A 13,226-nucleotide genomic window follows, 5' to 3' on the forward strand; every position below is an offset into this window, starting at 1 on the left:
AACGAAAATATGTCTGATGCGGCTACCTTTCAAAGTTTGCTTTGTCAGTATGAGTTCAGACGTCTATAATGGAGCTTTTAAACATTGAGAGTCATTGTGGATTCCTTAGAGACAGCATTAGCCGTACCTAATTCTTCTGAAAAATCTAATACATCTGGATTGGCCACAATTGCTGCGATTGCAACGCCGCTTGGGCGAGGAGGTGTGGGTGTCATACGTCTATCAGGTAGTCGTGCTTACGACATGGCATGCGCTCTAACAGGTAAGTCTGCTTTTACCCCGCGGATGGCCAGCTTTTGTCGTTTTTATCAGGCTGATGGCACTGTCATTGATGAGGGATTGGTCTTATTTTTCAAAGGTCCGCATTCATTCACAGGTGAGGACGTTATTGAGCTGCAAGGGCATGGTGGTGTTATTTTACAAAACCAATTGCTCGCGCGCGTATTTGAGCTAGGTGCCAAGCAAGCAAGTGCAGGAGAGTTCTCTTACCGTGCTTTTGATAACGATAAGTTGGACTTGGTGCAGGCAGAAGCAATTGCCGATGCGATTGATGCGACCAGTGCTGCCGCGGCCAGTAGTGCAATTCGCTCACTAAGCGGTGAGTTTTCACAGAAGATTAACCAGTTATTAGAACAACTCATTCATCTTCGTTTACATGTTGAAGCAGCGATTGATTTTCCTGATGAAGAGGATGTGGACTTTTTGTCTGATGGCGTCATACAAAGCAAGCTTGAGCAAACGCAAAATAAGATACAACAAGTTTTAGCAACGGCAAAGCAAGGTCAGCTTTTGCGCGATGGTATCCATGTCGTGCTAGCAGGTAGGCCAAACGCAGGTAAATCTAGCTTGCTCAACCGTCTTGCAGGACAAGAACGTGCTATCGTGACTGATGTCGCTGGTACTACACGTGATACGCTGCAAGAGACAGTTGTGTTAAATGGTTTGACGCTACATCTGACTGACACAGCAGGCCTACGTGAGACAGAAGATACTGTAGAGCGTATCGGAATTGAGCGTGCCCGTACTGCCATCACGCAGGCTGATATGCTATTGATGGTCTATGATGTGACTCGCGATGTTGAAGAAGAGAGCACACCGTTACAGCTTGCTGAACAGTTATTTGGTGAACTGCCAGAAGCTAAACGTTTACTAATTATCGCTAATAAGAGTGATTTATTGAGCGATAATAATAGAGAAGAAAGTGCTGCTAAGACTCAAGCTGAAATCAAGAATAGAGGTTATCAGCAAGTTAATGTTTCATGTGAAACAGGGGTTGGTATTGATAATTTGGTTGAAGCACTATGTGAGAAAGTAGGCTTTCATCCACCAGAAAATAGCTTAATCGCTCGTACCAGACATTTAGACGCGCTTAGACGGACAGCTAATTTCTTGGCAGAAGCCCATGAACAATTAACCGTATTCGAAGCAGGTGAGTTGGTTGCTGATAGCTTACGTCAGGGACAGCAGAGCTTGGGTGAAATTACAGGTGAGTTTAGTGCTGATGACTTATTGGGTAAGATATTCGGCAGCTTTTGTATTGGTAAATAACTGGTAAGTGGTTTCTGTTATTATCCAATAACCTGAACCATTGTAAAAACACTGCTCTTATTCTCAATCGTAAAATAAGGAAATGCTATGCACTGTCCGTACTGTAATGCGTCAGAGACCAAGGTTATTGACTCACGTCTTGCTGCGGAAGGGGCACAAGTGCGTCGACGCCGTTCGTGTAACAGCTGCCAAGAACGTTTCACGACTTTTGAGATGGTAGAAGTTGTCATGCCAAGGATTATCAAATCAAGCAACAAGATTGAACCTTACGATAATGAAAAGCTGCGCCGTTCTATTTTACTACCCTTACAAAAGCGTCCTATCACTATCGATGAACAAGAGGCGATGATTAGTCGTATTGAAAAGCGTGTTAGGCAGATGGGTGAGCGAGAAATCAGTAGTAAAGTCTTGGGTGAAATCATCATGAGTGAACTCAAAACTTTGGATGATGTCGCCTATGTACGCTTTGCTAGCGTGTATCGCGACTTTCAAGATATCGATGCATTTCATCAAGAAATTGCCAATATTCGTCCAAATGAAAAGTAAGCGAAGTAAGCTTTTAAGTAAGCCCTAATTGATAAGTGATTCCTAGTTATCAATCAGTTTTCAAAGCTTATTTTCTTATATAGAACCTTCAATCATTTATTAAGCCTAGCCTTATGTCTATTCAAAGCCATGCTCAAGATGCACAAGACCGCTACTTTATGATGCTTGCTATTGAACAAGCGAAGCGCGGTTTGTATACTACTAGACCGAATCCTGCAGTAGGCTGCGTTATTGTTCAGGCAGAGCAGATTGTTGGTCAAGGGTTTCACCCTAAAGCTGGTGAGCCACATGCAGAAGTGTTTGCGCTGAAAGAGGCTGTTACACAGGCAGCAGGGGCAACTGCTTACGTTACATTAGAGCCATGTAGTCATACGGGACGTACACCGCCATGTGCATTGGCGTTGGTTGCCGCGAAGGTGAAGCGCGTTGTGATTGCAGGTCTAGATCCTAATCCGCAGGTCGCAGGTCGCGGTGTGAAACTATTAGAGCAAGCTGGCATTGAGGTAACAGTCGGTGTCCTGACAGAGCAGGCAGAGGCACTAAACCGTGGGTTTCTAAAAGCCATGCGCACTGAAATGCCATATGTACGATTGAAAATAGCAACCAGTTTAGATGGCCGTACAGCGATGGCATCTGGTGAATCAAAGTGGATTACCTCGACAGCTGCCCGCGAAGATGTACAAAAACTACGAGCACAAAGTGGTGCGATTATCACAGGTAGTGAAACCGTAATAACTGATAACCCGCAGCTCAATGTACGCTCAGAACAATTGGACGTGCCAACTGAGAAAATACCTAACCCTAAAATAGTCATACTTGATAGGCGTCAGCGTTTAAAGCACAGCCTACAGTCTGAGTATCAGCTGTGTCAGCATCCAGATACTATTTATTGGAATGAAGATGATTTGCCAGCGTTGTTGGCTAAGTTAGTCAGTGAGCACCAGTGCTATGATGTGTTGGTGGAAGCGGGTGCTAGCGTTGCAGGTAGCTTTTTGAGTCAACAGTTAGTAGATGAGTTAATCGTTTATCAAGCACCTTGCTTGCTTGGTGATGACGCTCGTCCAATGGTTGATTTCAATCCTATGTCCCTTGCTCAGCAGTTACGGTTTGATATAGAAAGTCATCAGCAGCTTGGTCCAGATCTCAAATTAACCTTATTACCTTTATAAATATTTTTCAAATAAGTATGTTGTCCATGAGTTCTGATAATAAGCCCAAAATGTGGATGAATTAGTTATTGGTTTACGTGTTTCACATGGAACTGTGTATAACTTTGTTTCACATGAAACAGATAAGATATGTTTATCTTAAGTATTCTAATAAATATTATTTTAAATCAACAACTTAGATTTTATTTTCTAGATGAATGCGTACCATGAAAAATTTACATTTATTGTGGATAACTATGTATTTATAGCGGCTTCTAGCTATACCTCTATTGATTTATCCATACTTATCCACAATATATCCTATTAAAGGTCAAGTCCAACGATGTTTCACTGTCAGTTATTTGAACAAGTTGTGATAAAGAATTGATAGATGATTTGATAAACTAAAATATTCGCCTATGAAGGCAATACAGTAATGAGACGAGGGTAATATGTTTACTGGAATTATAGAAAGCATTGGAAAAGTTAAATCTATGCAGGCGACAGGCGGTGACATACGTTTAACAGTAGAGTCTGATGACTTAGATTTCAGTGATGTGAAGCTAGGCGATTCTATTGCATCAAATGGTATTTGTTTAACTGTGGTGGAGCTCGGAAGTAACTACTATTCTGTTGATGTCTCACGTGAAACTATTGCTAGAACAGCATTAGAAGGTTTAAAAGCAGGTCATACGGTCAATCTAGAAAAGGCCATGCTACCAACGACTCGTTTTGGTGGTCATATCGTCGCCGGTCATGTAGATGGAGTAGGGGTCGTTAGCAAATTACAACAAGATGCTCGTTCTATCTATATTGAGATTGAGATACCGCAAGAGCTAGCGCACTATACAGCGACCAAAGGCTCTATTACCGTAGATGGTATTAGTCTGACGACCAATTTAGTGCGTGACAATATTGTCTCTCTAAATATCATTCCGCATACTGCTCAAGTGACGAATATCGCTAAGCATTGGTTAGTAGGCAACAAAGTGAATATTGAAGTAGATATCGTTGCCCGTTATCTAGAGCGTCTACTAAATAAATCTCAATCTGGCGGTATGAACGCGTCAAGCCCGCAAAGCCAAATCACAGAAGCATTTTTGGCCGATAATGGGTTTATGAAATAACAACTAAGCTTACCGAAATATTATCCTCGCACCAAGTTTTTGACCCTATCGATATTATTTTGATTAAGTGATATCGATAGGGTATTTTTTATTTGCACTAGAGATTTACTGTATAAAACTCTGCAAAACAGATTCTAAGTCTTTCTTACTAATGGGTTTGGATAAAAACTCGTCCATACCAATTTGCATACAAGCCTCGCGATCTTCTTCTGTATTATTTGCAGTTAGCGCCACAATCGGTATTTTATCACCTCGTGAACGAATCACTTGTGTGGCTTGCAAGCCATCCATAACGGGCATTCGGCAGTCCATCAAAATCAAAGAAATCTCTTCACGTTGGCTTTCGAGTTTCTCGAGAGCTTGCTGTCCATCTTCTGCGACAATACTACGATAACCAAGTTTACTTAACATCTTACAGGCTATCTTTTGGTTAGTAGGACTGTCTTCTACGACCAAAATCAGTGGAGACAAGATTTCTTTCTTAGGTATATCTTCTACAAAAGATAGACTGCTTTCATATTGATGTTTGACCAGTATGTTTAGCGTTTTCCTTGCAAACAAGGTCAAACGTAGCAGTTCAGAAAGTAATAAACTTGCGTCCAAGGGTTTGGTCAAAAATCCATCATATTGGCCTAGTAAAGTAGAAGGTATATGCCTTTCAAGTTTCATGCTAAGTAATATCTTCGGTAGTGAAGGCGTAGCGACTAGGTCGTTTAACACCTCTTGTTGCTCACTATACTTGTTGCTCGCATGAGCTGATAAGGTGATGGATTCGCTGTATTCATAATCTAATAACAAGACAGGAATGACGGTTTGCTCATCTTGTTTTAATTTATTTTTTAGCTGCTGTACAGTCGCTCTATCTAAAGTGCTGTAGATAGTCACGGATATCGTTAAGTACTCGCACAAACGTTGTAAATGTTCAGCAACTAGAGGCTGATTGATGATAGCGATAAGGTGAATATGGGGCAGCTGCGAACAACGATGATATACCGATTGATAAGTGGCATGAGGATAAGGAAGGTAGAGGCTAAATATCGTTTCTTTATCCACCGCATTACTTAGTTCGATGAAACCGCCGAGTAACTGAGCAAAGCTATTGGCATTACTCAATCCAATATTACTGTCTTCAACTAAGTTATGATTGGTTTGCTCACTGTTTTGATTCAAGATATTGACTAATTGATTTTGTCTCTCAGGAGTAATAGTTACTCCAGTGTCTTTTACGCTAAACCGAATCCAATAAGATGTCTGCGCAGGCATTGTCGTGTCATTGTTAGGAGTTAAATGCTGATTACTTATTCGCGTTACTTTATCTTCAGATACACGATCAACAGTGAGCGCGACATAGCCTGATGTTGTAAAACTAATAGCGTTTTTCAATAAGTTTAATAGGATATGGTGCAGTCGAATGTAATCGGTTTCGATGTAACGAGGACAGTCCGGCGCAAAGAAATAGATCAATTCTAACCCTTGTTGTCTTATTTCTTGTGTGACTAAATTGCTAACCTCTTTGCTTACCTTATAAATATCAACCGTTTCGATACTTAGACGTGTTTTTCGGACTTCAACTTCCTCTGTTGTTAGCGTCTCATTGAGCACAGTCAACATGCTTTGACTGGTTGCAATCAATGTATTTAGAGTTTTTTTGCCTTGAGCCGTCAATGTTGAAGGGTCGATGGGTTCCAACGAATCAATTATCTTCTCTAGTGGTAACCTTAACTTACGACCTATAAATGCTTGGGCTTCGTTTGATTCATCAATTTGTAATTGCAGTTGTTGGTTGTGCAGCTGTAATTGTTCAGATTGATGGAAAATCTCATCGACATTATTAAAAATCACAGTAAAACCGTGAACTTGCCCATGTTCACCGAACCATGGTGTTACGTGTAGTTGGTAGGCTTGTTTATTCTCCAAGCCATAAACCATGAGTGTGCGAGCAACGCGTAAACTTGAGATTGTTTTTAAGAGTATTTGAGTGGCCTCGTCTTTCCCTTCAACGAAATCAGTCAGCTCATAGCTCTGTTCACTCTGTGTGGGAGGGGTAAATACTTGCTCAAAACGCTGATTATAGAAACTAATTTGACCATGTCGTATACTCATCAACATCGGTAAGGGTGCCTGATCAACCAGACGTTCTAACCGATGAGTCAATGTTTTTATACGCCGATAGTCATTATGTAGTTGGTAGCTGACGCGACTTAGCGCATGACCTAACAGCATGAACTCGGTAGTAGATTTCTTTTGTAGAAACGGCGGCGGCGTATAAGACTCTTTTGCGCGGCTACTCAAATTATCCGTATAAACCAGTAATTGCTCCCAGTTGGTTCGACGATTGAGCATATAGAGCAATGCCATGAAAAATAGTACGATGGCGACCATCAAAGGAAGCCAGTAACGGTAAGATATCCAATCGATAACAAAAGGTTCGTGGCGTAATACGATATAAATCTGATGTCCGCTTTTTAGATTAATGATTCCTGTTAGTTCATTACTATTGACGGTATAAGAGCTATGGTCGCTGCTAGAAGCTGATGTACCGATGGTAGGGAAAGCAACGGTAGAAAAAGCAGATTCATTAGGACGAGTATTATGATGAATATAGGTCTGCCCAGAAGGCATCATTAAAATCAGCTGATAACTCAGTTGATCAAAAGTAGGCTGTTCTAAGATTTTTTTTATTTCACTATCTACAGGCGCTGCATGCTCAATAATACTGTGCTGTAGGGCATAAAAAGTGTCTATGCTATGTTGCTCACTATGTTTTTTCATCCCATCAAACAGTGTGACATAGTACAGCAGTAACATAACCGTGAGAGACAAGGTATAGAAAATCAATAAGCGCTGTAAGGACTGAAACTGTTGCATGAAAGCGTGGCCCTATCTCGACACGAAAAAATATAGTGAAATAAAAACGAAGTTTCTACATATAGTAGGTGAATTATACGACAGTTGAATTGTCTAACATTTCTAGTGTTACCTTCTATTTATAGCAGAATAACGGCTTACTGTTTATAAAGAGTGGCTATTAACACCAAATTGTTTTGTAAAAACTATAAGCAGAACGTTCGATGTTCTTGATATTATAAAGGCAAATAATGTCATTGGTTATCATGAAGTGAGGTCATTACAATCATGGCACTGCGCCGTAAACTCACCTATAATGAACAAATAAACCTTATATAATGCATGATTATGACTACAACTGCTCCTACCTTTGATACATCCAACTCGCTTACTGACCATGATAACCCAACTACTAACCGATTAAGGGTAGTATTTGCGGGTACGCCTGAATTTGCTGCTATTAGCCTTGAGTCATTAATTAAGCAGCAAGAAGCGCTGAATATAGAGATAGTCGCTGTTTACACGCAGCCTGATCGTAAAGCAGGTCGTGGTCAAAAACTGTCAGCCTCCGCGGCAAAAGAAGTTGCATTGGCACATGATATCGCTGTAGAGCAGCCAGTCACTTTTAAAAAGTCTAGTGCAGAAGGGCTGGCTGCTAGGCAAACTCTGCGCACCTACCAACCAGATGTGATGATTGTCGCCGCTTACGGGTTGATCCTACCTATCGGTGTATTAGAGACGCCTACTCATGGTTGCTTGAATATTCACGCTTCACTGTTACCACGCTGGCGCGGTGCTGCACCTATCCATCGAGCACTCTTGGCCGGAGACGATGAGACAGGAATTACCATTATGCAGATGGACAAAGGTCTTGATACAGGTGACATGCTTTATAAAGTTAGCGAAAGTATTGCCTCTGATGATACCGCTGCTAGCCTACATGATAAGATGGCTGCACTTGGTGCGACAGCCATTAGTACGGTGCTAAAAGATTTAGCTGCTTATCAAGCTCAAGCTATTGCTCAAAATGATAGTCAAGCCAACTACGCTGAAAAACTGGTCAAAACCGAAGGCGAAGTTGATTGGTCGCAGCCTGCTGCCACTATTGAACGCCAAATTCGTGGGCTGACACCATGGCCAGGTGCTTATACTTTCCTAGCAGGGCAGCGCGTCAAAGTGTTGGCTAGCTTACCTGTAAATACATCGCAGCAAACCAATGAACCTGCTGGAACGGTTATCAGTGTCGGACGAAAAGCGATCTTAGTCGCTTGTGGCAAAGAGAGTGACGCTGAATCATCAGCCACCACTTTAGCTATTACTCACTTGCAGTTTGCAGGTGGTAAGCCAATGACAGCTGAACAAATTTGCCATGGCAACCAATTAAATGACGGCGATCAATTTACGTCAGAAACAAAATAACGTTACTTATATTTAACCTACTTGCACAAGACGCTATCGATCATACGTCAAGGAAATGAAATTTAATGAGACAAAACAGTACTGCGCCTAGAAACAATAAGCTCAAACCATCAAGCAATCTTATTATGAATGGCAGCGTACGCGTGCGTGTGATTCGCACCTTACTGGCTATTCAAAATGGTCAGTCGCTCTCAAGCGTCCTTGATCCATTATTGAATAGTTTGCACGATGGCGATAAAGGTTTCGCCCATGCCTTACTGCTCACGACATTGCGCCAGTGGTACGCACTGGCACGTTTGCTCGACAGCTTAGCAGACAACCCTATCGACGAAGTTGAAGTGCGTACCACTATTCAAGTCGGCTTAGTACAGTTGCTATATTTAGAAGTGGCTGACCATGCTGCGATTCATGAAACCGTTGAAGCAGCCAAAGAGATTGAATTCGCTCACTCGACTGGTTTAGTAAATGCTATTTTGCGTAAAGTCGCTAAGAATCCAAGCAAATTCCGTAAGAAATGCGATAAAAAACATAGTCTACCAAATTGGCTTGCTTACCAGCTTAAGCAAGATTGGAGCGAGCAGTATGATGAGCTGACACAAGGCTTACGCCAACCAGCACCGATGTTTTTACGAGTGAATTCGGCGGTTACTTCGGTAGAGGATTATCAGCATGCATTGGATGGCGCAGAAATTGATGCAGATATCGTCGAGCTAACGACTGGTTTTAATGTAGCAAACTCATCAGAGTCTGCCACTTCTACCACGCTATCAACCAAAGGTCTTAGACTACATCAAAGCACTGCCGTTAACGCTTTGCCTGATTTCGCCTTAGGAACGGCTAGCGTACAAGACATGCATGCTCAGCTCGCTGCACCAATTATTAATCAAGCATTGATGGCTAAACTTAGCGCTGAAAAATCTGATACGGAAAATACGAATAATGAGATACATATTCTAGATGCTTGTGCAGCACCTGGTGGTAAATTGGCTCACTGGTTAGAGCTTATAAGCGCTAATGATGAATCATCGTTGTTTCACGTGAAACAAGACAATAATGAGATATCATCTGAAACGTCACCTGCGATTACTGATATCAAGGTAACGGCTATCGATAACGAAGCACCACGTATCGAGCGTATTCGTGAGAATTTACAGCGCCTAAATCTGAGTCAGCATGATTTGCAGCAAGCAGATAACAGCATTGGATTGAACATTGTCTGTGCAGATGCGACCAGATGGCAGCATGGCAAAAATAAAAAAGCGGCGACAAATGAGCCGGTATTTGATGCGATATTATTAGATTCTCCTTGTACTGCGACTGGCGTGATACGTCGTCATCCAGATATCAGTATCTTACGTACTGAAGAAGACATCGAGCAAACGGCACTGTTGCAAGCAGATATCTTGCATAACTTATGGCCACAACTCAAAGCTGGTGGTTATTTGCTGTACGTGACATGTTCCATCTTAAAGCAAGAAAACGTCGAGCAAATGCAGGACTTTATCACTCATCATAATGATGCAGTAGTGATCGAGTTTACTGAAGATTGCAACTGGGGTATCGAACAAGCAATCGGTCGTCAGTGCTTACCGATTGATAGCGCGAGTGGCGATGGTTTTTATTATGCATTGCTACAAAAAACCGCTGAATAAACCATTTTTAACTATTGAACAACATTATTGTAGACAGGACAATCTAATGAAATATATCAGTACCCGTGGTCAGACAGCGCCGATGGATTTTAGTGATGTGCTTTTGATGGGTCTTGCCCCAGATGGTGGTTTGATGTTGCCTGAGCATTATCCGAATATCGATAGTACAACCCTTGATGAGTGGCGTACGCTCAGCTATCCGCAGCTTGCGATGGCGATTATACAGCGTTTTGCCACTGATATTCCTATGGCTGATTTGCAAGATATTATTGAGCGTACTTATACCGCCGAGGTGTTTGGCTCTGAAGAGATTGTTCCTGTCCGCAAACTTGAAGATAACTTATATATTCTAGGATTATCAAACGGTCCGACATTGGCATTTAAAGATGTTGCCATGCAGTTTTTGGGCAATGCCTTTGAATATGTGCTTAAGAAAAAAGACGCGCGTATTACGATCATTGGTGCGACCAGTGGTGACACGGGTAGTGCAGCAGAGTATGCATTGCGTGGCAAAGAAAATATCGAAGTCTTTATGCTGTCACCGCATGGCAAAATGAGTGAATTCCAGCGTGCGCAGATGTATAGCTTGACGGATACTAATATTCATAACATTGCGATCGATGGTATGTTTGATGATTGCCAAGACATCGTTAAAGCGCTACAGCAAGATGCTGAGTTTAAGGCCGCTTATAACCTAGGCACGGTAAACTCTATTAACTGGGGTCGTATCCTAGCGCAGATTGTTTATTACTTTAAAGCTTACTTTGCGGTCACGACGAGCAACGATGAAAAAGTCAGCTTTAGCGTACCATCAGGTAACTTCGGTAATATTTGTGCCGGTCACATCGCTCGCGAAATGGGACTGCCAATTGACCGTCTGATTGTTGCAACTAATGAAAATGACGTGTTGAATGATTTCTTTAACCAAGGTGCTTATCAACCACGTCCGACTGAAAAAACCTACGTAACCTCTAGTCCGTCGATGGATATTTCAAAAGCATCTAACTTTGAGCGTTTTGTTTATTTGCTATTAGAAAAAGACAGCGTACGCGTTCATGAGTTATTTGAAGGGGTGAAATCTGGTCAAGGTTTCGATTTATCTGAGCTAATGGAAGCAGTTAATAATCGCTATGGCTTTGCTGCTGGTAAATCTACTCATAGCGACCGCTTGCAGACTATCAAAGCGCTTTATGAGCAGCATGGTGAATTGGTTGACCCACATACCGCAGACGGAATTAAAGTCGCCAAAGAGCTACAGCTAGATGGCGAAATCATCGTTTGTGCAGAGACAGCATTACCCGTTAAGTTTGCGGACACTATTGTTGAGGCTATTGGTCAGATAGATATCGCTCGCCCAGCACATACTGAAGGGTTAGAAGATTTATCACAGCACGTAGTGGTACTGGAAAACAAGGCTGAACTGGTTGCTGAACAAATTCGCCAACATGTCGCACCGAATTCTGCTTAAGTAACTACGGTCTTTAGGCTTCTTATCAACAAGGAAAAGTATCCGTGTAAAAGTTACACCATTGTAATAAAGTGTTTATGATTGTGTTATGGTAGATATAATTGTAATATTAGAAACGGCGTCAGCAAGTCATCATCGTGCTAGGCGCTTTTTTAGGAATTATTCTAGCCAATTACACTGAACAGTTACCCTGTAATTTTCATAAGAATTTTATTAATAAGTTACTGATATAGTTAAATTTTTATTAATTTAAAGTGTTTTTACAGTGATAAGTTAAGTACGGTTCTTTATGATAAGCACAGTGGTACATATTGTGGATATAACGATGAAGATGAGCTTAAAAAAGATAGCAAAAGCACTGTTAATTACGACGTTTAGTAGTGCCATGTTGATGACCACAGCCCACGCAAACAATCCACCACCTACTATCAAGGCAGATGCCCCCAATCGTTATATCGTGAAAAAAGGCGATACATTATGGGATATCTCAGGTCGTTATCTAGATAGCCCTTGGCGTTGGAAAGAAATTTGGGCCACTAATAAACAAATTAAAAATCCAAACCTTATTTACCCTAATGATGTTCTCATCCTTTGTGTGATTCAAGGTAAAACGCTAATTGGTGTTGATACAGGTGAAGGTTGTGCTGGCGTTGAAAAGCAGCTTACTGGGAATGTAAGTACAAGTACTGTGGCTCTTACCTCGACGGCTAACAGTGTTCCTCCTATTCCATTATCTGCTATTCAGCATTGGCTTGATAAAACACTTATCGTTAATCCTCAAGACTTTAATACCACGCCTTATATTTTGGCTTCTAAAAACCGTAACTTGATTACTGCGAGCGGTGATAAAGTCTATGCTAAAGGCGTACCGCTTATCGTGGGTCAGCGTTACGGAGTCTACCGTGAGGGTGAGCTATATGTAGACCCCAAAACGCAAGAAGTGATGGGTTTAGAAGTTACTCAGGTAGCGACTGGTCTTGTTACTTCTACAGAAAGTAATGGTGTGACTAGCTTACAGCTTATTGATAGTTATGGCAAAGAAGTACGTGAAGGGGATCGCGTATTCGTAGAGTTAGATAACGCTATTCCTCCTGTCTTTTATCCAACGCCTGCAAGTGTTAGTCGCGGCGGTATGATCGTACGTGTGATGGACTCTATCAGCTCGGCTGCGAAGGGGAGTGTGGTCGCCATCAATTTGGGTAGCTTACAAGGTGCTAAGCCTGGTGATGTGCTGACGGTTTATCAAAAAGGGCCTTTGGTACGTGATACTAAAGATAATGACACACCAGTCCGTCTACCAAACGAGCCTAGCGGTATGGTAATGGTTTTTAATACCTTTGACCACATCAGTTATGCTTATGTACTAGACTCTGAGCTACCACTTAATATTGGCGATCAGTTATTACCACCTCCTTATTTATAAATAGCTATAAGGCTGTATTAAGCAATATATTGAAATAAATACTAATCT

Annotated in this window: 9 protein-coding genes; 8 read left to right on the forward strand and 1 reads right to left on the reverse strand. The window is 41.7% G+C overall.

Going from position 1 to position 13,226, the window contains the following annotated elements; genetic code table 11:
* Positions 1 to 159 precede the first annotated feature (159 nt).
* From mnmE to ACIGBM_RS03315, 4 genes are all read left to right on the forward strand, one after another.
* Positions 160 to 1,548, forward strand: coding sequence for a tRNA uridine-5-carboxymethylaminomethyl(34) synthesis GTPase MnmE (mnmE, locus tag ACIGBM_RS03300; protein WP_394124746.1), 1,389 nt, complete (start codon positions 160 to 162; stop codon positions 1,546 to 1,548).
* Between the two features lie 87 nt (positions 1,549 to 1,635).
* On the forward strand, positions 1,636 to 2,094 hold the full coding sequence (gene nrdR / locus ACIGBM_RS03305; RefSeq protein WP_057762240.1) for a transcriptional regulator NrdR: 459 nt from the start codon (positions 1,636 to 1,638) through the stop codon (positions 2,092 to 2,094).
* Between the two features lie 113 nt (positions 2,095 to 2,207).
* Positions 2,208 to 3,263 (forward strand): bifunctional diaminohydroxyphosphoribosylaminopyrimidine deaminase/5-amino-6-(5-phosphoribosylamino)uracil reductase RibD, encoded by a 1,056-nt coding sequence (gene ribD, locus ACIGBM_RS03310; protein ID WP_397476731.1) that lies wholly within the window; start codon positions 2,208 to 2,210, stop codon positions 3,261 to 3,263.
* 431 nt (positions 3,264 to 3,694) lie between these two features.
* Positions 3,695 to 4,369, forward strand: coding sequence for a riboflavin synthase (locus ACIGBM_RS03315; protein WP_397476732.1), 675 nt, complete (start codon positions 3,695 to 3,697; stop codon positions 4,367 to 4,369).
* Between the two features lie 105 nt (positions 4,370 to 4,474).
* Here ACIGBM_RS03315 and ACIGBM_RS03320 read toward each other — a convergent pair whose 3' ends face one another.
* Positions 4,475 to 7,237, reverse strand: a complete 2,763-nt coding sequence (locus ACIGBM_RS03320; RefSeq protein WP_397476733.1) for a response regulator — start codon at positions 7,235 to 7,237, stop codon at positions 4,475 to 4,477.
* Between the two features lie 327 nt (positions 7,238 to 7,564).
* Here ACIGBM_RS03320 and fmt point away from each other — a divergent pair, with 327 nt between their 5' ends.
* The 4 genes from fmt to ACIGBM_RS03340 all read left to right on the forward strand — a co-directional run bounded on the left by fmt (position 7,565) and on the right by ACIGBM_RS03340 (position 13,178).
* A complete protein-coding gene (gene fmt / locus ACIGBM_RS03325) occupies positions 7,565 to 8,635 on the forward strand; it encodes a methionyl-tRNA formyltransferase (RefSeq protein ID WP_397476734.1) in 1,071 nt (356 codons plus the stop codon).
* 65 nt (positions 8,636 to 8,700) lie between these two features.
* Complete coding sequence (locus ACIGBM_RS03330; protein ID WP_397476735.1) at positions 8,701 to 10,287, forward strand: transcription antitermination factor NusB; 1,587 nt, start codon at positions 8,701 to 8,703, stop codon at positions 10,285 to 10,287.
* A gap of 46 nt (positions 10,288 to 10,333) precedes the next feature.
* On the forward strand, positions 10,334 to 11,755 hold the full coding sequence (gene thrC / locus ACIGBM_RS03335) for a threonine synthase (protein WP_397476736.1): 1,422 nt from the start codon (positions 10,334 to 10,336) through the stop codon (positions 11,753 to 11,755).
* Positions 11,756 to 12,086: 331 nt separating this feature from the next.
* Complete coding sequence (locus ACIGBM_RS03340) at positions 12,087 to 13,178, forward strand: LysM peptidoglycan-binding domain-containing protein (protein ID WP_397476737.1); 1,092 nt, start codon at positions 12,087 to 12,089, stop codon at positions 13,176 to 13,178.
* The last annotated feature ends 48 nt before the right edge of the window (positions 13,179 to 13,226 follow it).

Source organism: Psychrobacter sp. NPDC077938, from assembly GCF_044542635.1.
In the GTDB taxonomy this organism is placed as follows: Bacteria; Pseudomonadota; Gammaproteobacteria; order Pseudomonadales; family Moraxellaceae; genus Psychrobacter.

Bases quoted from the DNA above. Each gene is read 5' to 3' on its own strand.
- nrdR (WP_057762240.1), top strand. From the start codon at position 1,636: ATGCACTGTCCGTACTGTAATGCGTCAGAGACCAAGGTTATTGACTCA.
- ribD (WP_397476731.1), top strand. From the start codon at position 2,208: ATGTCTATTCAAAGCCATGCTCAAGATGCACAAGACCGCTACTTTATG.
- ACIGBM_RS03315 (WP_397476732.1), top strand. From the start codon at position 3,695: ATGTTTACTGGAATTATAGAAAGCATTGGAAAAGTTAAATCTATGCAG.
- ACIGBM_RS03320 (WP_397476733.1), bottom strand. From the start codon at position 7,237: ATGCAACAGTTTCAGTCCTTACAGCGCTTATTGATTTTCTATACCTTG.
- fmt (WP_397476734.1), top strand. From the start codon at position 7,565: ATGACTACAACTGCTCCTACCTTTGATACATCCAACTCGCTTACTGAC.
- ACIGBM_RS03330 (WP_397476735.1), top strand. From the start codon at position 8,701: ATGAGACAAAACAGTACTGCGCCTAGAAACAATAAGCTCAAACCATCA.
- thrC (WP_397476736.1), top strand. From the start codon at position 10,334: ATGAAATATATCAGTACCCGTGGTCAGACAGCGCCGATGGATTTTAGT.
- ACIGBM_RS03340 (WP_397476737.1), top strand. From the start codon at position 12,087: ATGAGCTTAAAAAAGATAGCAAAAGCACTGTTAATTACGACGTTTAGT.